This is a genomic window from Halobacterium salinarum DSM 3754 (assembly GCF_008124605.1).
Classification (GTDB): Archaea; Halobacteriota; Halobacteria; order Halobacteriales; family Halobacteriaceae; genus Halobacterium; species Halobacterium salinarum.
The window spans coordinates 131,913-153,807 of sequence record NZ_VRYN01000003.1; the positions used below are offsets into that span (position 1 = coordinate 131,913).

The following is a 21,895-nucleotide window of genomic DNA, read 5'->3' on the forward strand; positions in this document are numbered from 1 at the left end:
CGCACCCCCGGTCTGCGAGTGTTCTTCAGTGGGGACCGATAGGTGTTTACTCGCGGACTGGCTTCCACCACGCATGCTTCCACCCGGGGCCGACAGCGTCGTCGTCAGGCACGGCGATGTCGGCGTGAAATCCAGTCACGTCCAGTCCGACATGGAGCGGACGCTCCGGGACAACGTCGCCGCGATGCTCGCCGACCGCGGCGTGCCCGGCGATGTCGAGCGCGAATGGGGGCGCGTCCTCGTTCGCAGTCCCGCGCCCGGCCGCGCGGCGGGTGCGGCCGCTGACACGTTCGGCGTCGTCTCCGCCAGCCCCGCCGTCTCAGTCGCCCCCGACCTCGACGCGATCAGCGACGCGCTCGCCGCCGCCGCCCGCGCCCACTACGACGGCGGCGCGTTCGCGGTCGACGCGCGCCGCGCCGGCACCCACGACTTCGACAGCCACGACGTCAACCGCGTGGGCGGCGACGCCGTCTGGGCCGCCGTCGAGGACGACTTCCAGCCGGTCGTTGATCTCGACGACCCGGACATCACGTTCTTCGTGGAAGTCCGGGACGCCGAGGCGTTCGTGTTCCTGACACACCGCGACGGCCCCGGTGGCATGCCGCTTGGCACCCAGCAGCCGCTGGTCGCGCTCGTCTCCGGCGGCATCGACTCGCCGGTCGCCGCCTGGGAGGCGATGCGCCGGGGCGCGCCCGTCATCCCGCTGTACCTGGCGTTGGGCGACTACGGCGGCCCCGACCATCGCGCCCGCGCCGAGGCGGCCGTGCGCACGCTCGACGACTACGCGCCCAACCACGACCTCTCGCTGCGGGTCGCGCCGGCCGGCGACGCCATCGACCGGCTGGCCGCGGCGACGGGGCGCACGCGCATGCTCTCGTTCCGGCGGTTCATGTACCGCGTCGCCGAGCACGTCGCCGAGCACGCGGGCGCGGCCGGCATCGTCACCGGGGAAGCCGTCGGCCAGAAATCCAGTCAGACCACCGCGAACCTCGGCGTCGTCGACCGCGCCACCACGCTGCCCGTCCACCGACCGCTGCTCACGTGGGACAAACAACGCATCACCGCGGCCGCCCGCTCCATCGACACGTTCCGGGACTCCAGCCTCGACGTCGGCTGCAACCGGCTCGCGCCGCGCCAGCCGCTGACGGCCGCCCCCATCGAGAGCGTGCGCGCCGACGAACCCGACGCGCTCTTCGAGTGGGCGCGCACGGTCGCCGCCGACACCGGCCCCGTGGAGGTGGCGGTCGCGTGACCGACGTGCTGATCCTCGGGACCGACGACGACCCGTCGCTGCGGGCGGCGCTGTTCGAGTACGAGACGGCGCGGCGCGCGCTGTCGACCTACGACGTGCGGTCGCCGTACGCCAACACCGTGGCCGTGACCACCGTCAGCCTCGGGGCGGCGGTGTCGCTGTTGAACGACCTGAACTGGTATCTCGCCCGGCTCGCCGACGCCGCGATGGTTCGCGACCCGTCCGTGGCGGAACACGAGTGGCTGTCACGCGACGTGGCCGCCCGCGTGCGAGCGGGCGATCTCCCGGCGGCCGAGACGGACGCCCGCCTGAAGCTCTACGGGATCGTCGACGGCGCGCTCGTCGAGCCGATCTACGCCACCCGGGAGGGCGACGAGGTGCCGGCGTACGACCGCCGCGCGGTCGACGACACGCTGCCGGTGCGGGTGACCGCCGCGGAGTTCCAGTAGCGCCGCGGATCGGTCAGTCGAACACGCCCGCCGAGAGGTATCGCTCGCCGGTGTCGGGCAGGATCGTGACGACCAGCGGGCAGTCGTCGGGTCCGTCACCACCGTCCGCGATGGCGTCCGGATCGCCGACGGCGTCGGCGTCGAAGCTGACGTCCGGGCAGTCAAGCGAGGGGTCGGCGATGCGCTCGGCGGTCCGGGTGGCCGCCAGCGCCGCCGCGCCGCTGGACTGGCCCACGAGCACGCCCTCCTCGCGGGCGAGCCGCCGCGTCTCGGCTTCCGCCGCGTCCACCGCCACGGTTTCGACGGTGTCGATCAGCTCCCGGTCGAGGTTGTCGCTGACGAACCCCGGCCCCATCCCCTGGAAGTCGTCGTCGCCCGATTCGCCCGTCGACAGCACCGCGTTCGCCTCCGGCTCGACCGCGACCACGGACATCTCGGGATGGGCCTCCCGGAGCCTGGTTGCGGTCCCGGTGATCGTGCCGCCGGTCCCGACGCCCGCAACGAGCGCGTCGATCTCGCGGCCCTCGACCTGGTCGAGGATCTCCTCGGCGGTCGTCCGGTAGTGGGCGCGCGGGTTCGCGGGGTTCTCGAACTGTCCCACCCGGAACGCGCCGGTGTCGGCGGCGACCCGGTCGGCCACCTGGTTCGCGGTCTCCATGCCGGCGTCCACCAGCTCCAGGTCCGCGCCGTACGCGCGCAGCAGTTGCTTGCGCTCCGTGGACATCGACGCCGGCATCACGATCGTGAGGGCGTAGCCGCGGGCGGCGGCGGTCAGCGCCAGCCCGATCCCCGTGTTCCCGCTGGTCGCCTCGACCAACTGGTCGCCGGGCTGGATCTCGCCCGCGCGCTCGGCGGCCAACACCATCTCCCTGGCCGGCCGGTCTTTCGCCGAGCCGGCGGGGTTGAACCCCTCCAGCTTCGCCGCGATGGTCGCACCCTCGGGTGCCGTGAGCCGAACGAGTGGCGTCCCGATGGCGTCCAGGATGCTGTCTTTCATTGCCCCGACGTACGTGGCTGTGGAGTAAACGTGTAACGGGCGCGGCCAGCGTTTCCCAGTCGTCGCTTGCCAGGGGGCCGGGGTTTTTGTCCGCGAGCAGCCAACCCCCAGGCGTGTCACTCACCACGATGGAGCCGAACCCGGCGTGGGACGCGGAGTCGTATCCGGCCGTGATCGAGGCGTTCGAATCGCTGCCCGCGGACGCGACCGTGCACGTCTGGGGCGGGGACTGGTGTGGCGACTGCCGGTCCCAGCTCCCGGATTTCGCCGCCGCGCTCGCCGCCAGCGGCGTCGAACCGGCCGTGCACCCGGTGTCGCGGGGCGACGACGGAAAAACCGGGCCGCGCGTCGACGAGTACGGCATCGACCGCATCCCGACGGTCGTCGTCGAAGGCGCCGACGGCACCGAACACGCGCGCTTCGAGGAGCGCGACTCGCTCCCGCCCGAGCGCTATCTGGCGGACGCGCTCAGCGACTGAACTCGGCGAGCCACTCGGTGATGCCCGCAGCGTCGTCCAGCGGCGGCGAGCACGCCCGCCGGCAGACGTACGCGCGCGGCGTGCCGTCGTCGCCACCAGTTCGGCCCGCCCACAGCGGCGGCACCGACGCCTGGTCCAGCGTGGACTGCCAGGCGTCCAGGCCGTCCTCGGTCGGGGGCCGCCTGGACAGCAGCCGGTCGGGCAGGTACGCCGCGCCGACGGCGTCGCGCCACGCGTCGGGGAGGTCGTCGGCGGCCACCGTGATCTCGCGGCGGCCGCCGGCGCGCGTGTCCGCCGCGAGCACGAGCTCGGGGTGGCGGCCTGGAGACTCCGCGATGTGGCTGCCGTACCGCGACAGCAGCGCCGCGGCGGCGTCGTCGTAGCCGGCCGCGGGCGCGAACGCAGCCAGCGCGTCGAGGGTGTCCGCGGCCACGCCGACCGGGCTGGGGGTAGAGCCGGTCCCGGTCGCCTGCGAGCGCACGGCCACGTCGTCGACCGACGCGGGCGTTTCATAGAGCACGCCCGCCGACGCGTCGTAGCACGCCTCAAGCATGGCGTCGGCGAGATCCAGCGCGAAGTCGAGGTGGGCCACGGCTCCGGTGGCCTCGTAGGTGGCCAGCGCGCCGGCGGCGAGGAACGCGTAGTCGGCGGCGTACCCGACGCCCGCGACATCACCGCCGATGCTGCGGCGGGCGAGCCGGTCGCCGTCCCAGAGCGTGTCGCGTGCGAACGCGATGGCGTCGGCGGCGCGCTCGGCGAACCGGTCGTCGAGTGCCAGCCCGGCCTCGGCGTACGCGCGCGCCATCAGGCCGTTCCACCCGGCGAGCACTTTCTCGTCGCGCGCGGGCCGTGGGCGGTCGGCTCGGGCCGCCCGCAGGCGCGCGTCGATCACGTCACACCACGCCTCGGCCGTGGCGGGGGCGGTGTCGAAGGCGTCCGCGATGGCACCCACCGACGCCGACACGGTGGGGACGGTGGTCCCGCCCTCGAAGTTCCCCGTGTCGTCGATACCGTAGCGCCGGCACGCGGCGTCAACGAGCACGTCCGCGTCCGCGGTGTCGCAGGGTGCAGCGGCGGCGTGATCGCGCATCGCGGCGGCGACGCGATCGGGCGTCCACACGTAGTATGCGCCCTCCTCGCGGTCGCCGTCGGGGGCGTCCGGGGGTGGGCTGCGGGCGTCGAGTGTGGCGTAGAACCCGCCGTCGGGGTGGCCAAGCTCGCGGTCGACGAACGTCAGCGTGGACCGCGCGACATCGGCGTACCGGCTGTCGCCGAGGGCGCGGTAGCCGTCGACGTACAGCCGCGCCAGCGCCGCCTGGTCGTACAGCATCTTCTCGAAGTGGGGCACCGTCCACTCGCGGTCCGTGCAGTATCGGTGGAACCCGCCGCCGACGTGGTCGTGGAGGCCGCCGTCGGCCATCGCGGTGAGGGTGTGGCGGGCGGCGCTGGCGGCGCGCGCGCCGTCCCCGGCGTCGCGCTGTGTCGCCCGCAGGAGCACGCGCAGGCGGCCCGCATGGGGGAACTTCTGGCCGCGCCCGAACCCGCCGTGTGTGGCGTCGGCCGCGTCGGCGATGCTGCCGGCGGCCGCGGGCAGCGGCGAGTCGGTGCCCGCGTCGTCGACGGGGTCGGGCACGGATTCCAGTTCCCCGCGGGCTGCCTGCAGCCACTGCTCGGCGCGCGCGTCGAGGTCCCCGCGGTTCTCCCGCCAGTTCGCGGTCACATCCTCAAGCAGGCTCTCGAACCCTGGCTGGTCGCGCGTCGGTTCCTTGGGGACGTAGGTTGTGATGTAGAAGGGCTTGCGCTCGGGCGTGAGGAACACCGACAGCGGCCACCCCCCGCTGCCGCGCGTGACCTGTGAGACGGTCATGTAGAGGTCGTCGACGTCCGGGCGCTGCTCGCGGTCGACTTTCACCGGGACGAACTGCTCGTTCAGGACGGCAGCGATCTCCGGGTCGGCGAACGACTCCTCGGCCATGACGTGACACCAGTGGCACGCCGAGTAGCCGATCGAGAGGAAGATCGGCACGTCGTGTTCGCGGGCGGCGGAAAACGCCGGTTCGCCCCACGGCTGCCAGTTCACCGGGTTGTCGGCGTGCTGGCGGAGGTACGGGCTGGCCGCCTCGTCCAAGCGGTTGCGGGCGGTCGGATGGGTCATGCCCCCCGGTAGCGCGCCCGCGCGGGTAAACCCCGGTGTCGCGTCACCGCCGGCCGGTGGTATACCACGTCCGTGGATAGATCCGCCACGAGAAAGGAGAACGTTTACACTGTCGTGGGGAGTCGGTGGCGGGTATGACCGAACGTGTCCTCCTGCTCGGCGGTGGCGGCCGAGAGCACGCGCTGGCAGACGCGCTCGCCGACGACTGCACCCTCTACGCGGCTGGGTCCACCCGTAATCCCGGCATCGACGCGCTCGCCGACGACCTCACGATCCTCGATCCGGCAGACCCCGCGGCGGTCGTCGACCACGCCACGGCCGTCGACGCCACCCTCGTGGTCGTCGGCCCCGAGGCCCCGCTCGCCGCCGGCGTCGTGGACGCGCTGTCCGACGCCGGCATCTACGCGTTCGGCCCCACACAGGCCGACGCCCGCATCGAGACGGACAAACAGTTTCAGCGGGAGTTCATGGCCGCCAACGACGTCCCCGGGCAGGCCGACTTCGAGACGTTCGACGGCTCGGACGCGGCCGCCGACTACGTCACCGGCGTCGACGGCCACGTCGCGGTCAAGCCCGCGGGGCTCACCGGCGGCAAGGGCGTCCGCGTCACCGGCGACCAGCTCTCGAAGCCGGCGGCCGCCGACTACATCCGCACCAGCGACCACGACGACTGGGTCATCGAGGAGCGCCTCGACGGCGTCGAGATCACGGTCCAGGCGCTGGTCGCCAACGGCGACATCCGGACCACGCCGGTCGTCCACGACCACGGCCGCGCCTACGAGGGCGACGACGGCCCGAACACGGGCGGCATGGGCAGCATCGCCGGCCCCGGGCGGCTGGTGCCGTTCGCCACCGACGCCGACTACCAGGCCGCCGTCGACACCATCCGCGCCGTCGTCGACGGGCTCGAAGACTACCGCGGCGTGCTCTACGGCCAGTTCATGCTCACCGCCGACGGCCCCAAAGTCGTGGAGTTCAACGCCCGGTTCGGCGACCCCGAAGCCATGAACACGCTGACCACGATGGAGACGCCGCTCCTGGACGTGCTGGCTGCGGCCCGCGATGGCGAAGCGCTGCCCGAGCTCGCCTTCTCGGAGCCGGCGACGGTCTGCACGTACGCCGTTCCGGACGGCTACCCGACCGATCCCACGGGCGGCACCACCATCACCATCGACGACGCGTCGACGGGGGACGCGGAGCTGTTCTACGCCAGCGTCGACGCCCACGACGACGGCACCCTCACGACCACCACGTCGCGGTCGTTCGCCGTCGTCGGTACCGGCGACAGCATCCCCGCCGCCGCCACCTCTGTCGACGCCGCGCTCGCAGACCTGCCCGACGGCGTGCGCGTGCGCCGGGACATCGGCAGTGAAACGCTCTTAGCGGACCGCAACGCCCGCATGCGCCGCCTGCGAGACGGTCAGTAGGAGCGCGTCTTCGGCTCGTAGGTGTCGTCGTGCCCCTCAAGCAGCACCGGGCGGTACCACAGGTCGGGGTCGCCGTCGTTCCACGACACCATCGTGTGTTTGAGCCACTCGTCGTCCTTGCGCTCCTGGTGTTCCTTGCGCCAGTGTGCGCCCCGGAACTCGTCGCGGGCCAACGCCCCGATGGTGATCATCTCCGCGACGTCCAGGAGGTTGCGCGTCTCGATCGTGTGTTGCAGGTCCGTGTTGAACGTCCGCGACTTGTCGGCGACGTAGACGTCCTGGTAGCGCTTGCGCGCGTCCTGGATGTCCGCGAGCGCCTGCTTGAGGCCGTCCTCGGTGCGGAACACGTTGACGTTCTCGGTCATCGACTGCTGGAGGTCGGCGCGCACGTCGGCGTGGTTGACGCCGTCCTCGCGGCCCAGCAGCGCCTCGATGCGCTCCTCTTCGGTGGTCGCCGTGTCCGCGACCACGTCGGTCGGTGCGCGGGTGTCCACCGCGCCCTGTGCGCCGCCGTCGGTGGCCGGCTCCGCGACGCCCGCGTCGCCGTCGGGCGCGCCCGTCGGCACGCTGAGCTCGTCGTGTTCGAGGGCGTCACTGGGCCCGGTCTCGATGAGCGGGTCGGCCATCTCCTTGCCGGCGGCGTGGCGGCCCGCGAGCGCGCCGAACACGATGAGCTCCGGCAGCGCGTTCCCGCCGAGGCGGTTCGCGCCGTGGAGACTCACGCACGCACACTCGCCGGCGGCGTACAGCCCGCTGACACACGTCTCCCCGAACTCGTTGGTTTCGATGCCGCCCATGGCGTAATGCTGGCCGGGCTTGACGGGCATCGGCTCCTCGAGCCCGTTGACGCCCTCGAAGTCCTCGGCCAGGTGGAGGATGTTCTCCAGGCGGTCGGTGATGCGCTCCTCGCCGAGGTGGCGCATGTCGAGGTAGATGTGTTCGTCGTCGACGCCACGGCCCTCGTTGATCTCCGTGAGCTCCGCCCGCGACACCACGTCTCGGGACGCCAGCTCGCCGTCGTTGGTGGCGTAGCCGTGCTCGAACATGAACCGCTCGCCCTCGCCGTTGTAGAGGATGCCGCCCTCGCCACGCACGCCCTCGCTGATGAGGACGCCCGTCGACGGCAGCGTCGTCGGATGGAACTGGATCATCTCCATGTCCTCGACGGGGACGCCGGCGCGGTACGCCATCGCCACGCCGTCGCCGGTGTTCGCGACGGCGTTGGTCGTGTGATCGAACGCCTGCCCGATCCCGCCGGTCGCCAGGATGACGCTGTCACTGGCTTTGAACCCCGCGATCTCGCCGGACTGCACGTCCCACGCCACGACGCCGTGGCATTCGCGGTCGTTGGGGTTGTCCTCGTCGGTGACCGCCAGCTCCGAGACGTACCACTCGTCGTACACCTCGATGCCGCGTTTCACGACCTGCTCGTAGAGCGTGTGCAGCATGTGGTGGCCGGTCTCGGCCCCGGCGTACGTGGTCCGCGGGAACGACAGCCCGCCGAACGGCCGCTGGCTCACGCGCCCGTCGTCCTCCCGGGAGAACGGCATCCCCCAATGCTCCAGTTGAATGACCTCGTCGGGCGCGGTCTTCGCGAAGGTGTCGATGGCCGGGGCGTCCCCGAGGTAGTCCGACCCCTTCATCGTGTCGTACGCGTGGTCCTCCCACGAGTCTCCGTCACGGAGCGCGGCGTTGATGCCGCCCTCCGCGGCCCCGGTGTGGCTGCGCACCGGGTGGAGCTTCGTGACGATCGCTACGTCTGCGCCTTCCTCTTGGGCGGCGATGGCTGCGCGGAGTCCCGCGCCGCCGCCGCCGACCACGATGACGTCGTGCTCGTACATGAGTTGTTACCAGAACTTCAGGTTCTCTTTGACTGCTTCGCGCTTGAGCTCCTGAATGTGCTCGGTCAGCGGGATGTCCTTGGGGCACACATCCGTACAGGAGAACTGCGTCTGGCAGCGCCACACGCCGTGCTCCTGTTCGATGATCTCCAGGCGCTCCTGTCGCTTCTCCGATCCCTCACGGTCGTCCATATAGAACCGGTAGGCCTTATTGATTGCTGCCGGGCCGAGATACTTGTTGTCCCCGGCGGCGATGTTGCACGAGGACATGCACGCGCCACACCAGATGCAGCGCGTCGAGAGCTTGATGTTCTCGCGGTTCTGTCGGCTCTGGCGCTGCTCTTCGAGTTCGCCGTCGGGCAGGTCGTCCGGGTCGAAGAACGGGTCGACGGACTCCATCTGGTCGTAGAAGTGATCCATCTCCACGACCAGGTCCTTGACGACGTCCGAGTGGGGCAGCGGCTCGACACGAACCGGCCACTCCAGATCCTCGATCTGGGTCTGGCAGCCCAACCGCTGGCTGCCGTTGACGAAGAACGCGTCGGACCCACAGACGGCCTGCCGGCAGGAATGCCGGAACGTCAGACTGGAGTCGTAGCTGTCCCGCGCGAAGATGAGCGCGTCCAGGACGGTCATCCCCGTCTCGAAGGGGACGGTGAACGTGTCGAAGCGCGGCTCCTCTTTGCCCGCGATCTCCGGATCGTACCGGAACACCTTCAGCTCGACCGTCTCGCCGTCGAACTCGGTCTCGGCCTGCGCGGCGGCCTCGTCGCGGTCGTCGGCCCGCGCACGCTTGTCGTCGAGGCGGCGCTGCTGGTGGCCGGTGGTCGCCGGCTCCGTGTCGGTCTCGGTCTCGGTCTCTGATTGTGATGGTTTCGTGCTCATTCGTATCTAGAACCCCGCAAGCGCGTTCGCCACGCGAATCCCCTGCACGATCAACAGCACGCCGGCAACCCCAAGCACGAGTTGCGCGGCGCGCTTGGCGTTCCCCTCGATGCCCTGGTTCACGAGGGCGTTGTAGACGCCGTTGACCCCGTGGAACGTCGCCGTCACGAGGAACAACACCATCGTGACGTAGTAGCCGAGGCTCTGCATCCGGACCTGGCTGCCGGCGAAGTCGATGTTGTAGGCGTGATTGACGAAGTGCAGGTTGAAGAAGTGGAACGCCAACACCACGACGAGGAACCCAGCGGTCAGCCGCTGGAGCAGCCACGTCGTCGATCCCGATCGGAACGAGGAGTATCGTTTCGCCATCTCAGAATGCACCCGTGAGGAACGTCGGCACGCTGGCGACGACGATCACGCCCGTCAACACCAGCGACGCGTAGAAGCTCTTGTCCTGTGCCTCCAGCCCAACGCCGAGGTCCACGAACAGCAGCCGGATGCCGTTCAGGATGTGGAACACGGCCACCGCCAGCAGCCCCACTTCGAGCAGGCGCACGATGGCCAGACTCTCCAATCCACTCAGCGTACTGTTGTAAACCTGTGCGCCCTGTAGCGACGTGCTCAGGACCGAGATGTGGGTGAACAGATAGCCAACGAGAACCCACCCTGTGAACTTGTGAAACACCCAGGCCCACATGCCGGCCGAGAACTCCGTCCATCGGCCGAAGTCCGCCACAAGGCCTCGGTCATACGACTCGCTCATACCAACTAACGGTCGGGACTGACCGCACATAGAAGTTACTACACGCTCAGCGAGTACGCAACCCTGAAAAAACCCCGAAAATAGCACGCAGAACCGGTAAGCAGCCGCTCTCGTGCGCTGGCGCGGTCACGGTGTGGCGGCAGCGACTATGCGTCCTGTGCACGCCACACGTACAGCGACGCGTACGACCGATACGGCCGCCAGCTGTCGGCGATCTCCCGCATCTCGGCGCGCGTGGTGTCCGCGCCGTACAGCGCTTGCATGCCGGTCCGGATGCCCAAGTCCCCCACCGGGAAGACGTCCGCTCGGCCGAGCGCGAACAGCAGGAACATCGACGCCGTCCAGTCCCCGACGCCGGTGATCGCGGTGAGTTCCTCGCGCACCGCCGCGTCGCTCAGCTCGGCGAACCGCGCCCGCGTGTAGTCGTGCTCGCGGAACGCCGCCGCGACGTTGGTGACGTAGTCGGTCTTCTGGCGGGACAGCCCGGCGTCGCGCAGGACGGCCGGATCGGCGGCGGCGATCCCGGCCGGGGTCACGTCGACGGCGTCGAACACGCGCTCGCGGATCGTCGCCGCGGCGTCCGTCGACAGCTGCTGGCGGATGATCGCCACGACGAGGCGTTCGAAGAGGTCGTCGTGGGGGGTGACTGCGAGTTCGCCGTGGGCGTCGAGCAGCGGCGCGAGCGTCGGGTCGGTCCTGAGCGCGTCGTGTGCGTCGGCCATACGCCTGGTTCGGTGCGGCGACGTTTGGGGGCTGCGCTGTCGGGTGGTTCGCTGGCGGTGTGTCCACGCGCGTAAACGTGTGCACTGTTGTCAGCCACCGAGAGGGAAAGGTTCAACGGGGCAGCCGGCGACCACTCCCGCATGGACGTCGATGACATCCACAGCATCGCGGTGCTTGGCGCCGGAAACATGGGCCACGGGATCGCGGAAGTGGCCGCGATGGCCGGATACACAGTGCGGCTCCGGGACATCTCCGCGGAGCTCGTCCAGGACGGCTACGACCAGATCGAGTGGTCGCTGGGGAAGCTCGCGGAATCCGACCAGCTCACCGAGGCCGCGGCCGACGCCGCACTCGACCGCATCAGCACGCACGTCGAGGTGAGCGACGCCGTCGACGACGTGGACGTCGTCATCGAGGCGGTCCCCGAGAAGATGGAGATCAAAACCGACGTGTACACCGAGGTCGAGGCGCACGCCCCCGCCGACGCGGTGTTCGCCACCAACACCTCCAGTCTCTCCATCACGGACCTCTCGGAGGTCACCGAGCGCCCCGCGCGGTTCTGCGGCATGCACTTCTTCAATCCGCCCGTCAGGATGGAGCTGGTGGAAGTCATCTCCGGGGCGCACACCGACGACGCGGTGCTCGAATGCATCGAGTCGCTGGCCGCGGACTTCGGGAAGACGCCGGTGCGGGTGCGCAAGGACTCCCCCGGGTTCGTGGTCAACCGCATCCTCGTGCCGTTGCTGAACGAGGCCGCGTGGCTCGTCCACGACGACGAGGCGACCATCGCCGAGGTCGACTCCACGACCAAATACGACATGGGGCTGCCGATGGGGGCGTTCGAGCTCGCCGACCAGGTGGGCATCGACGTCTCCCACGACGTCCTCGATTACATGCAGGACGTGTTGGGCACGGCCTACGAGCCGTGTCCGGTGCTCGTCGACCACGTCGAGGCCGGCGACCTCGGGCGGAAGAGCGGCGCTGGCTTCTACGACTACGGCGATGACGCGGCCGGCGCGGACGTGCCGACCGACGCGATCCGGGCCGACATCGCCGACCGGCTCACCGCCGTGATGGCCAACGAGGTCGCGAAGCTCGTCGGCGGCGGCGTCGCCGACCCCGCGGAGATCGACGAGGCTGTGATGCTGGGCGCGGGCTACCCCGAAGGCCCCGCGAAGATGGCCGACGCAGCGGGCATCACGTACCTCCACGAGACGCTGGTTGCGGCCCACGAGGCGACCGGGCAGGCGCGCTACGAGCCCGCCGACACCCTCGCCGAGATGGCGGCGGCCGGCGAGTCGTTCCACGGGCGCGGCGACGAGGACGCGGACGGCCGCCGGGAGTTCGACGCCGTCAGCGTCTCCGTCGACGGCAACGTCGGCCACATCGAACTCGACCGCCCGCACCGCATGAACACCATCAGCGGCGAGTTGCTGGCCGATCTGTCGGACGCGATCGACGTGCTCGGCGACGACGACGACGTGCGCGCCGTCCTCCTGACCGGCGCGGGTGAGAAAGCGTTCTCGGCCGGCGCGGACGTCACGTCGATGGCGGGCAACGCCGACCCCGTAGAGGCGGTGGAGCTCTCCCGGATGGGCCAGCAGACGTTCGGCAAGCTCGAAGCCGCCGACGAGCCGGTGGTTGCGGCCATCGACGGCTACTGTCTCGGCGGCGGGATGGAGCTGGCGACCTGCGCGGACATGCGCCTCGCCAGCGAGCGCAGCGAGCTCGGCCAGCCCGAACACGATCTCGGCCTCCTCCCGGGCTGGGGCGGCACGCAGCGCCTCAAGCACATCGTCGGCGAGGGCCGCGCCAAGGAGATCATCTTCACCGCCGACCGCTTCGCCCCCGAGACACTGGCCGACTACGGCTTCATCAACGAGGTCGTCACCACCGAGGCGTTCGAGGAGCGCGCCTGGGAGCTCGCCCGCGACCTCGCCGCCGGCCCGCCGATCGCCATGAAGTACACGAAGCGCGCGATGCGTGCCGGCCGCGACGACACCGACGCCGGCCTGGAGATCGAGGCGCAGTCGTTCGGCCAGCTGATGAACACCCAAGACCTGATGGAGGGCGTCAGCGCGTTCTCCGCGGACCGGGAGCCGGAGTTCAACGGGGAGTAGCCGCCGCGCCGTCGGGTGGCGCGTCGGTGGTTGTCGTGGCGAATCAGATTAGAGGGATTTATACGTGAGCGGTCGTTCAGTCCGGATGCGGACGCTCGGTTGGTGTAGTCCGGCCAATCATGTTGGCCTTTCGAGCCGACGACCAGGGTTCAAATCCCTGACCGAGCATTTCTTGCGGTCGTGTGCGATACCGCTGACTGGGTAGTCCGGCTGTGAGCCGTGGCCGTCGCCGTCCCGTCGACTGAATGCTCGGATACATGTAACTAGATTTAACACCTGCCGGTCCCTCATCATCGTTGATGAGCGAGACAGACTCAGCGAGCGAGACCGTCGAGGAACCGACGACGTGGCCGGACCTCGCGGTTGGGCTTTACGACCGCCTGACCGGGCGCGGCGCGGAGATCATCTACGAGTTCGACGAACTCGATGTGGACGTCCCCAGCGGGACCGGTGATGACGCCGAGCACGCGCGCTGGCACGTGGACGGAACGATCCGCGTCACCACTCGTGAGCGCGACTGACGGCGCGTCCCACCACGACGGCCGGCCGCCGCTGTCAGTGGCCACCGACCTCGACGTTTCGATCGACGGCACGCCGGTCTCGGTCCGTTCGACCGGCGACCGCCTGCTCGTAGACGTGCCAACGCTCGCCGCGGGCGTTGACGCGCTGGGGGGCGTTCCGCGGTCCGAGGTCCCCGCCGCGGCGGCGGCGCTGGAGGACGCGGACCTCACCGTCGAGTTGCGGGTTCGGGAGTCCCCCGTCGCGGTCGTCGGCGCGGACGCGTCCCCCGGAGCGCTCTCGGATCGCATGGGTGTCGCGCCGGCTGCGTTGCGCGTTGGTGGTGCAGCCGTCGCCGCCGGCCGCGGTGTCACCGCCGCCCTCGGTGCCGCTCGGCGATTGGCCGGCGCGCTCACGTCGTGACCGGCGCCCACTGCGGTAACAACTCTCACAGTGCGGCAACACTTATGTGGCTCAGGTGACTTCGTACACGCGACGAGCGACTCGCTGACCGCGAGTCACACCGGCTCGAATCCACTCATGATCGCCGCAGCATCCCCCGCATCCGGCACCGCCGCCACGAGCAGTGGCGGGTCCGGATGCTCTCGAACGGGATGCGTGGCAACAACAGGATTTGCGCCGAAATCGGCGTCCACGTCCACCCTCGCTGCGTAACTGCGCGCGACACACCACCCGGGGGATGACGTGGACGCCATTCTAGCACCAGTACTGCTGTTGGCGCCCTCGTGTTCCCCCAGCGGTGGCCGTGGACTGCCGGGCACTCCCGGCGGGCGGTCCCGCTCCAGCCGAGTTCGACTCTCGGCGGGAGGCTATGGCTACGGCCAACCAGACGGTACAGATCACCGCGGACCTCACGATGCACGTGCCTCGGAACGCCACCGGCGACCTCGGGGACGGAGTGACGAACGTCGTGCGCGGCGTGTCCGCAGTCGCCAGCGTCGATGGGATCGACGTCCAGGACCTCCGCCCGCGGTTGAACGACCTCCAGGTCACGGCGACAGTCACGGCGGTCGTCACGGTCGCCGACGCGCCGGACATCGAGCGCGCCACCGCGGACGCGCTCGCCGACGGCTTCGGCATCGACTCCGTGGCCGACGTGGACGCCACCCGGGTGGCTGCCGACCACGACGACCGCGCCCCCGAGTACGCCTGAGCGCCGGCGTGGTGCTACGGGGGCAGGTCGTCGGGTGGGCCGCCGCGCTCGCTGGGCAGCACGCCCGGATCCGGGCTGCCGACGGCCTCGGGGGCCGTTTCCGTCAGGAAGTCGTGGAGCGCCGGGATGTCCGCCAGCGCCGGCCCGCGGTCGCTGCCCGCCAGTGACTGCCGGGTTGCGAGCGCCGCGCGCTGGCGGTCCCGCACGCCGCCGTTCGTGGCGTCGTCTCCGTGGTCGGGCGCGGCTGCGAGCTTCTCCTGGATGCGCTCGACGGACCGGTCGAACCCGAGTTGGTCGTACTGTGCGCGCGCCGCCTCCAGGTGTGACCGGCGCTGGTCGGGTTCGTCGGTGAGTATCGCGCGGCGCTCGTGGCGCTGGGCGTCGAAGTGCGTGTACATCTCCTCACGACGGGCGTCCGGCACGGCCAGCTCCGAGAGCGCCGCTCGGCCGTCGTCGAGCGCCCCGACCGCGGCGTGGTGGTTGCCACGCGCCGACGCCATGTTCGACGCCACGATCGCGCGCGTGTACACTGGCTCCCAGGCGTCCAGAAACGACCACTGGTCGGCGATCGCTTCGGCGTCGGTGAACGCCGCGATGGCGAGGGCGTGGGTGCGACTCGTTCGGTGGCGGTGGGCGCGGGCGCGAGCGCGCTCGAAGCGGCTGTGGCCGATGATCCAGTCGTGGTCGATCTCCCGGCCGGCCACCACAGCGCCGTCGAACAGCAGCTCGTCGATGCGGCTGTCGCCGCGGTCGACCTCGGCGGTCCAGTACAGCGCGTTCGCCAGCGCGTACGCGAACACTGCGTCGGACTGGTCGGCGGCCGTGGGGACGGCGCTGCGCCACGCGTCGCCGCGCGCCCAGTAGTCGGCGGCTTCGGCGTCCGCTTTCGCCGCGCCGAAGGTCTTCGACGCCGGCCACCGGGTCGCACACCGTTTCGCCGCCGGGAGGCCACGCGTGGTCGCGGCGTGCGCGAGCAGCGCGGCGAAGAACACGCCGTCGCTGTCGTCGGCCAGCGCCCGCGGCTCGACGCCGTGGTCGGCGAGGAACGCCCGCGCCCCCCGTGGCGTGTCTGTCACCCGGTGCATGGCTTCGGCGACGACGGCGCTCACCGACACGTCCCCGACGGCGTCGATGGCGTCAACCCCCTCACAGAGCGCGCGCACGTCCGCCGCGGTGTCCGTCGGCGGCCCGGCGGTGGTCGATAGCATGCCCACGAGGACGCCGTACCGGCGCGCGTGCAGGTCGTCGGCGGCGCTGTCCGAGGCCGCCGTGACCGCGTCCAGCAGGTCGCAGAGACCGGGCTGCGTGAGACACTCGCCGGCGGCGAACGCGAGCGCAGCGACGCCACCGGCGTGCGCCGTGAGCTGCCGGGCGGCAGTCGGGTCGCCGTCGAGGGCGGCGTCGATGCGGGCTGCGGCTGCCGGCCCGGGGAGCCACAGCCGCGTCGTCCCGTCCGGCGTTGTGAGCCGCAGGCGCGTGAGCCCGGCATCGGCGGGCAGCGAGACCGAAACGGCGTCGGCCGCGGGCCGCGTCACGTCGCCGCCCGCGGCCCGAGCGCGCACCCAGTCGGCGGTGGCGTCCACGCGGAACCGCCGGGTTTCGGCCCCCGACTCGGGGAGTTCGTGGTCACCAACGACGCGCGTCACGGTTGCGTGCTCGCCGCCGGGGAGCGGTCGCTGCCAGCGGACCCGCTGAGTCATTGTCCCGTGGTACGTCGGTGGGCGATTTCAGGCCTCCGCATTCCCGGTGCCGAGGCCCCGGCGCACCCGGCCACCAGTATGTTCAAGTACACTACGGGTTCAAGCATACTCGTGTGCATGTCGCGCCGCCGTTCGACAGCGGTGGCAGCCGTTGTGGTCGTTGTCGCCGCCAGCGTCGCCGTCACAGCGGCCCCAGCGGCCGGCCGCATTGACACCGGTGGCGGCGTCGTCACGGTGGGCGTCTCCGGTCCGGGCAACGCCACCGTCGAGAACGACACGCAGTTCATCTGGCGCAACGCCCGGACCGACATCGTCGCGACGACCCAGGACATCGTCTTCGAATCCACGAGCCGCTACGACACCTACCGACTGCGGCTGACGAACGACTCGCTGTCCAGCTTCCAGCCGGTGTTCGACGACGCAGTCGCCACCACGACGGTGACGATGCGGGAGCGCGAGCAACGCGCCGTTTCGCTGCCCGTGCCGGCCGGGGAGTTCGAGACCGGCGTCCACGAGCTCCACGTGGGCATGTACGACCCCGAGACACGGGTCGAGGAGCGCGTCAACGAGACCACGATCACGGTCCACGCGATCAAGCGCAACGGCGACCGTGACGGCGACGGCCTCCGGAACGACGAGGAGGTGCGCGCCGGTACGGCGCTGCTGACCCGGGACACCGACGACGACGGACTCTCGGACGGCGTCGAGGTACGGGTCGCCGGCACGGATCCGACCGAGCGGGACACCGACGGCGACGGCGTCGACGACGCCGCCGAACTCCGTGCGGGGTCGCTCCCCGAGGCGACGGGGAGTCTCGCCGAGCGCCTCCAGGGAACGCCGGCTTCGGCCGTCGACGCCGACTTCGACGGGCTTCCGAACACCGCTGAGGCGGAGCTCGGGACGAGCCCGACCGAGCGGGACACCGACGGCGACGGACTCACGGACGCCGTGGAAGTCGGCGTTTACGACAGCGACCCGACCGTCGCCGATACGGACGGTGACGGGCTCACCGACGGGATCGAGGTGCGGCGCTTCGGTAGCGATCCGACGGCAGTCGACACCGACGGCGACGGCGTCAACGACGGCCGGGAGGTGCTCGACGGCACCGATCCCACGCAACACAGCGCGCTTGAGACCGCGCACGCGTCGGTGATCCGTCCGAGCGGCCCCAGCGCCGACGCGTTCGCCACACAGCTCGGGCGAGTACTGTTCGGGCCTCCGGAGGGGAATGCATGAGGCGCGCCGTGGTGTGCTTGCTCGCCGCGCTCGCGGTGGGGCTCGTGTTCGCGGCCGCCGCGCTCGGTGCCGGCACATCGGCGGCTGCCACCGGCGACGCGACGTACGTCGGCACGAACGTCACGACGAACACCACGTGGACCCCCGGTGAGGGCCCGTACGTGGTGACGACCGAACTGACCGTCACGGAGAACGCGACGCTCACCGTCGCCCCGGGCACGACGGTCCAGGTCGCCAAGGACGCCTCGATCACGGTGGCCGGCAGCCTCGATGCGGCCGGCACGAGCACCGACCGCGTGTCGTTCACGACCGCGCGCCCGAAACCACAGCCCGGCTCGTGGACCGCCATCACGTACGCCGGCACCGCTGACTCCCGGTTGCGCCTCGCAAACACCACCGTCGAATACGCCACCACGGCGGTTCGCGTGGCGTCCGCAGACGGCCGCATCACCGTCCAGGACAGCCTGCTGCGCAAGCACGTGCGCGCTGGCGTGGCCGTCACGACCGCCGACGGGCCGCCGTCGCTGCGGCTCGCGCGCTCGACGATCGCCGACACCGGCTACGCGGGCGTGGCCGTCACGACCCCCGGAACGGACCCGTTCGCGCGCCGTGTGGCCGGCGTCACGATCCGGGACACCGACTTCCGGAACCCCGGCCAGTACGGCGTGGTGGTTCGCGCCCGCCACCTGGTCGGTGTGTCGGTCGTCGGGGGGTCGATCACCGGCTACGAGTCCGGCGGCGTCGCCGTTTCCACGGGCAACCGTGCGGCCGACGTTCCCGGGCCGGACGACCGCAGTGTCACGTACACCACCGTGCACGGCGTCGAGTTCGCCGACGCCCGCGGCGACGCCGTCACCATCGAGAGCGGGCACCTCGATCGGGTGCGCGTCTCCGACATCGACGTCCACGGGGTCGACGGCGACGGGATCGGCGTTCGGCGCGCCATCGACCTCGATGATGTCGTGCTTGACGACAACACAGTGCGTGGCGCTGCCCGCGGCATCGCGCTCACGCACCGCCGCGCACAGCGCCAGCCGCCACACGTCTCGGTCGCCGTGACCAACAACACGCTCCGCGAGACCGTCGGTGCGGGCGTCTCGATCGACGCCCAACGGCTGTTCGTCTCCCGACTCGACGTTCGGAACAACACTGTCACCGGCAGCGGCGGCGACGGCGTTGCGCTCCACGCGCCGGTGCTTTCGGGTGCCACGATCGCGGACAACACGGTTCGCGGGAGCCACGACCGGGGGGTGAACGTTCGGGGCAGTCGCGTCCGGAACCTCACTGTCGCGGGGAACCGTGTGGCGGCCAACGGTCGGGGCGGCGTGCGCGTGCGTGCCGCGCGCACCCCGGGGCCGCTGACGGTTGCGAACAACACGCTAGTGAACAACGTGGCCTTCGGCGCGCGCGTCTCCGGCGCGGCGAACGGCGGCCCCGTCGCCGCGCGGAACAACACGGTCGCCGCCAACACGCGTGGCATCACCGTCGACGGGCCGTCGCCGGTTCGGCTGACGGGCAACACGATCGCCGTCAACACGCGCTCAACCGCCCGCAGCGCCGACGCGAGTGCCGTCGGCCCGTCGGTCGGTGTGACCCTGACCAACGCCTCCGGGAACGTCACGATCACGCGAAACGACATCTACGGCCACCTCGTCGGGCTGCGAGCCGCGACCAACGGCACCATCGACGCCGAGCACAACTACTGGGGGGCCCCAAGCGGGCCGTTCTACGCCAGCGTCACGCCCGACGGCGACGGGGACACGATCCGCATGCGGCGGGGCGTCGCCGACATCGCGCCGATCGCGGAGACACCGCATCGCGCGCTCATCGAGCGCCCATCAGTCAGCCTCACGGCCAACCGGTCGACGGTCGCCGCCGGCACCGATGTCCGGGTCACGGCGGCGTCCCCTGCCGGGCCGAACGCGACCTACCAGTTCACCGTGGACGGGCAGCGCCGCCCCACGCAGGCGTCGCCGTCGCTCGTCAGCGCGTTCGACGACCCCGGTGCACACGAGATCGCGGTGGCTGTGGTGAACGACCGGGGGGTGGCCAGCCGCCCGCCCGCCACGACGACCGTCCGGGTTGAGGACGCGTCCACGGCCCCAGCGACGACGGCACCGCCCCCGACAGCCGGCCCACCTCAGCCCGCGGACAGCGCCGCACCGCCGTCGCTTCTGGATAGCGTCCTGTCGGTCCCTGGACTGCTCGGGGGCGCGCTGTGGGTGCTTGCGGTTGGCGTCGGCGGGTACGGCGTCGTCGCGTCGATGCGCGGTGCCCAACCCCCGGTTCGGGGGCGGGTCGCGCACGCACTCGCGGTGGTCGCCGCCGGCGTCTGGATCGCCGCCGGACTGCTCGCGGTCCCGCCGCTGCTGTCGGCGGGCGGCGTGGCACTCGCTGGGTGGGGTGTGGTGACCGCCGCGGTCGTGGCCGCGGCGAGCAGGTAGCCGGTGGGGTCTCAGTTGGCGCTCGTGCTCCACGTCCAGCGCAGATCGAGCACGAACCGGTAGCCACCGCTGACGAGGATGCCGACGGCGTTCGAGAGCAAGTACGGCAGGCTGTACCACTCGACGAGCGCGAACAACACCCCCAACTGGATCGGGATCGCGGTCCCGCGAACGACGTTGGTCTTCACCAGCCCAACGGCGTACTCCACGCGGCCGCTGTTCCGGATCGCCTGAAAGGTCCACGCGTTGTTCAAGACGTACGTCAGCACGATCGTGGCCTCGATCGCGGCGACCGCACTGGGGATGTAGGCCACCTCGACCGCGTCAACGAACACCCACAGCAGCGCCATCTGGGCGCCCGCCGCAACCACACCGACGGCGGCGAACCGGCGCAGCCTGGTTGCGGTCGGCCCGGAGTTAGCGCGGCGAAGCAGCCGCCGAATCATCCACACAGCACCACCGTCGGAGTGGCCGACGCAGTCGCTCTCGTGTGAGTCACGCCTACCGAGGCGTACGTGTGTAACGATGTATCACTGTTCCGGTCGTGTCAACGCACACCGCAACCCAGCCGGGAGTTGCGTTCGCCGTTATCATGGCTGATATCACGAGGCATACTCTTATCTGTGTGATCCGGAATGAACGGATACGGTGGCACTAACGGGTGTCACACGCTCCCTGATAGACTGCCACCGGATCCCCGAGACGTTTTCACCTGCGGTCCGCTGACACCCCTTGGAACCGTTCCACAGCTGGGCGGCCACGCATGCTTTATGCCACACCAGCCGGTGATCGGTGATCGTAACGCGACTGCAGGAAGTTGGAATGCTCCGTCAGGGATTTGAACCCTAGTCCTTGCCGTGAGAGGGCAAGATGATTGGCCGGACTACACCAACGGAGCGCGTCCACTCTTCGGTAATTGGGAGACACAAATAACCGTTTCGTCTCGCGGGCAGACTGTCACTCCCTCCCGTAGCGCCGGGGGACACGCGGCCGGTCAGGGCGCGAGCCGGTTCTTCCGGTGTTTCATCTCCGCGTCGTAATATTCGAAGGTGTGGGGACACCACTGAGCGGCCGCATCGAGTAGCTGTTCGGTGAGCTCGCGGATCTCCCACTGTGCGTCGGCGGCGGCCCGCATGTCCGCGACGTGCATCAGCGACCGCGGGTTCAGCGTGATCACCACGTTCACTTCGGTCCCGATGGGGAGCACGAACCGGGCGTCCTCCGGGGGCATCCCGAGCCCCAGCAGTTCCTGGTAGTCTTCGACGGCGCGCCGCACCGACGCCTGGAAGACCGCCTCGCGTTCGGCCATGGTCTCCTCGTCGATGTCGCCCGCGTCCTGGTTGCGGCCGACCCAGTCGGGGTCGGTCGCCGACGGCGGCGTCACCACCAGCTCGCCCTCCGCAACCGCCGCCGGATCGACGTCGTCGAACGCGACGTAGCGCATCGACTGCACGTCGAAGCTGGCGTGGCGGTGGCGAGTGAGCTGCGCCATACACGACCGGCTCACACCCTCGATGGCGAACGTCGCCGACGGATGCTCGAAGGGGCCGTAGTGGCCGCGAGTGAGCAGCTGTGCGATGAGGTTCGACAGCTTTTCGTCTGTGGTGTCGCCGTCCACGGACGCCATCGCGGTGTCGAGTGGCGTGTCACCGACCCAGTCGGACATGTAGTCGTTGCGGGCGCTCTGACAGATGAGTTCCTCCGGGTTCTCAGTCGCTTCGAGGAGACGGACGCGCATGCTAGACGGTGTGC

General features: G+C 70.5%; 21 protein-coding genes and 2 tRNA genes. 11 read left to right on the forward strand and 12 right to left on the reverse strand.

Features of this window, described 5'->3' with window-relative positions; all coding sequences use genetic code 11:
- Positions 1-73 precede the first annotated feature (73 nt).
- Together APQ99_RS08775 and APQ99_RS08780 are read left to right on the forward strand one after the other, a co-directional pair.
- On the forward strand, positions 74-1,252 hold the full coding sequence (locus tag APQ99_RS08775; protein ID WP_136361465.1) for a tRNA sulfurtransferase: 1,179 nt from the start codon (positions 74-76) through the stop codon (positions 1,250-1,252).
- Positions 1,249-1,701 (forward strand): DUF5804 family protein, encoded by a 453-nt coding sequence (locus tag APQ99_RS08780; protein WP_136361466.1) that lies wholly within the window; start codon positions 1,249-1,251, stop codon positions 1,699-1,701. Before APQ99_RS08775 ends, APQ99_RS08780 begins: the two co-directional genes overlap by 4 nt.
- A 13-nt stretch (positions 1,702-1,714) precedes the next feature.
- Here APQ99_RS08780 and APQ99_RS08785 read toward each other — a convergent pair whose 3' ends face one another.
- Complete coding sequence (locus tag APQ99_RS08785; RefSeq protein WP_136361467.1) at positions 1,715-2,698, reverse strand: PLP-dependent cysteine synthase family protein; 984 nt, start codon at positions 2,696-2,698, stop codon at positions 1,715-1,717.
- 128 nt (positions 2,699-2,826) lie between these two features.
- On the opposite strand from APQ99_RS08785, the gene APQ99_RS08790 reads away from it, so the two are divergent.
- Complete coding sequence (locus APQ99_RS08790; protein WP_010902944.1) at positions 2,827-3,177, forward strand: TlpA family protein disulfide reductase; 351 nt, start codon at positions 2,827-2,829, stop codon at positions 3,175-3,177.
- Here the strand turns inward: APQ99_RS08790 and APQ99_RS08795 are convergent.
- Positions 3,167-5,332, reverse strand: coding sequence for a thioredoxin domain-containing protein (locus APQ99_RS08795; protein ID WP_136361468.1), 2,166 nt, complete (start codon positions 5,330-5,332; stop codon positions 3,167-3,169). The genes APQ99_RS08790 and APQ99_RS08795 overlap by 11 nt on opposite strands.
- Before the next feature lie 134 nt (positions 5,333-5,466).
- On the opposite strand from APQ99_RS08795, the gene purD reads away from it, so the two are divergent.
- The gene (purD, locus tag APQ99_RS08800) at positions 5,467-6,759 is read left to right on the forward strand and encodes a phosphoribosylamine--glycine ligase (protein ID WP_136361469.1); all 1,293 of its coding nucleotides are present in this window, start codon (positions 5,467-5,469) and stop codon (positions 6,757-6,759) included.
- Here purD and APQ99_RS08805 read toward each other — a convergent pair.
- The 5 genes from APQ99_RS08805 to APQ99_RS08825 form a co-directional block, all read right to left on the reverse strand.
- The gene (locus tag APQ99_RS08805; protein WP_010902947.1) at positions 6,753-8,600 is read right to left on the reverse strand and encodes an FAD-binding protein; all 1,848 of its coding nucleotides are present in this window, start codon (positions 8,598-8,600) and stop codon (positions 6,753-6,755) included. The genes purD and APQ99_RS08805 overlap by 7 nt on opposite strands.
- 6 nt (positions 8,601-8,606) lie before the next feature.
- Entirely contained in the window at positions 8,607-9,485 is an 879-nt protein-coding gene (locus APQ99_RS08810) for a succinate dehydrogenase/fumarate reductase iron-sulfur subunit (RefSeq protein WP_010902948.1), read from the reverse strand.
- Between the two features lie 6 nt (positions 9,486-9,491).
- Positions 9,492-9,854, reverse strand: a complete 363-nt coding sequence (locus tag APQ99_RS08815) for a succinate dehydrogenase hydrophobic membrane anchor subunit (protein ID WP_010902949.1) — start codon at positions 9,852-9,854, stop codon at positions 9,492-9,494.
- A gap of 1 nt (position 9,855) precedes the next feature.
- A complete protein-coding gene (gene sdhC / locus APQ99_RS08820) occupies positions 9,856-10,248 on the reverse strand; it encodes a succinate dehydrogenase, cytochrome b556 subunit (RefSeq protein WP_012289306.1) in 393 nt (130 codons plus the stop codon).
- Between the two features lie 146 nt (positions 10,249-10,394).
- The gene (locus tag APQ99_RS08825) at positions 10,395-10,970 is read right to left on the reverse strand and encodes a DNA-3-methyladenine glycosylase family protein (RefSeq protein ID WP_010902951.1); all 576 of its coding nucleotides are present in this window, start codon (positions 10,968-10,970) and stop codon (positions 10,395-10,397) included.
- Positions 10,971-11,111: 141 nt separating this feature from the next.
- On the opposite strand from APQ99_RS08825, the gene APQ99_RS08830 reads away from it, so the two are divergent.
- From APQ99_RS08830 to APQ99_RS08845, 4 genes are all read left to right on the forward strand, one after another.
- Positions 11,112-13,091: a 3-hydroxyacyl-CoA dehydrogenase/enoyl-CoA hydratase family protein gene (locus APQ99_RS08830; protein WP_010902952.1), complete on the forward strand. Its 1,980-nt coding sequence runs from the start codon at positions 11,112-11,114 to the stop codon at positions 13,089-13,091.
- A 93-nt stretch (positions 13,092-13,184) separates the two neighbouring features.
- A tRNA-Glu gene (locus tag APQ99_RS08835) sits at positions 13,185-13,259 on the forward strand.
- A gap of 131 nt (positions 13,260-13,390) precedes the next feature.
- Entirely contained in the window at positions 13,391-13,612 is a 222-nt protein-coding gene (locus APQ99_RS08840) for a hypothetical protein (protein WP_010902953.1), read from the forward strand.
- On the forward strand, positions 13,599-14,012 hold the full coding sequence (locus APQ99_RS08845; RefSeq protein WP_012289307.1) for a hypothetical protein: 414 nt from the start codon (positions 13,599-13,601) through the stop codon (positions 14,010-14,012). Before APQ99_RS08840 ends, APQ99_RS08845 begins: the two co-directional genes overlap by 14 nt.
- A 95-nt stretch (positions 14,013-14,107) precedes the next feature.
- On the opposite strand, the gene APQ99_RS08850 is transcribed toward APQ99_RS08845, so the two are convergent.
- Positions 14,108-14,245 (reverse strand): hypothetical protein, encoded by a 138-nt coding sequence (locus APQ99_RS08850; protein ID WP_227970939.1) that lies wholly within the window; start codon positions 14,243-14,245, stop codon positions 14,108-14,110.
- A 176-nt stretch (positions 14,246-14,421) separates the two neighbouring features.
- Here APQ99_RS08850 and APQ99_RS08855 point away from each other — a divergent pair, with 176 nt between their 5' ends.
- Positions 14,422-14,763 (forward strand): hypothetical protein, encoded by a 342-nt coding sequence (locus APQ99_RS08855; RefSeq protein WP_010902956.1) that lies wholly within the window; start codon positions 14,422-14,424, stop codon positions 14,761-14,763.
- Between the two features lie 14 nt (positions 14,764-14,777).
- Here APQ99_RS08855 and APQ99_RS08860 read toward each other — a convergent pair whose 3' ends face one another.
- Positions 14,778-16,463 (reverse strand): hypothetical protein, encoded by a 1,686-nt coding sequence (locus APQ99_RS08860; protein ID WP_010902957.1) that lies wholly within the window; start codon positions 16,461-16,463, stop codon positions 14,778-14,780.
- A gap of 117 nt (positions 16,464-16,580) precedes the next feature.
- Here APQ99_RS08860 and APQ99_RS08865 point away from each other — a divergent pair, with 117 nt between their 5' ends.
- Positions 16,581-17,699, forward strand: a complete 1,119-nt coding sequence (locus APQ99_RS08865) for a thrombospondin type 3 repeat-containing protein (protein WP_012289308.1) — start codon at positions 16,581-16,583, stop codon at positions 17,697-17,699.
- The gene (locus APQ99_RS08870) at positions 17,696-20,143 is read left to right on the forward strand and encodes a right-handed parallel beta-helix repeat-containing protein (protein WP_010902959.1); all 2,448 of its coding nucleotides are present in this window, start codon (positions 17,696-17,698) and stop codon (positions 20,141-20,143) included. The genes APQ99_RS08865 and APQ99_RS08870 overlap by 4 nt, the downstream gene beginning before the upstream one ends.
- An 11-nt stretch (positions 20,144-20,154) precedes the next feature.
- On the opposite strand, the gene APQ99_RS08875 is transcribed toward APQ99_RS08870, so the two are convergent.
- The 3 genes from APQ99_RS08875 to thyX all read right to left on the reverse strand — a co-directional run bounded on the left by APQ99_RS08875 (position 20,155) and on the right by thyX (position 21,881).
- Positions 20,155-20,589 (reverse strand): GtrA family protein, encoded by a 435-nt coding sequence (locus APQ99_RS08875; RefSeq protein ID WP_010902960.1) that lies wholly within the window; start codon positions 20,587-20,589, stop codon positions 20,155-20,157.
- A gap of 377 nt (positions 20,590-20,966) precedes the next feature.
- Positions 20,967-21,041: transfer RNA gene (locus APQ99_RS08880), tRNA-Glu, on the reverse strand.
- A gap of 96 nt (positions 21,042-21,137) precedes the next feature.
- On the reverse strand, positions 21,138-21,881 hold the full coding sequence (gene thyX, locus APQ99_RS08885) for an FAD-dependent thymidylate synthase (RefSeq protein ID WP_012289309.1): 744 nt from the start codon (positions 21,879-21,881) through the stop codon (positions 21,138-21,140).
- Positions 21,882-21,895 lie beyond the last annotated feature (14 nt).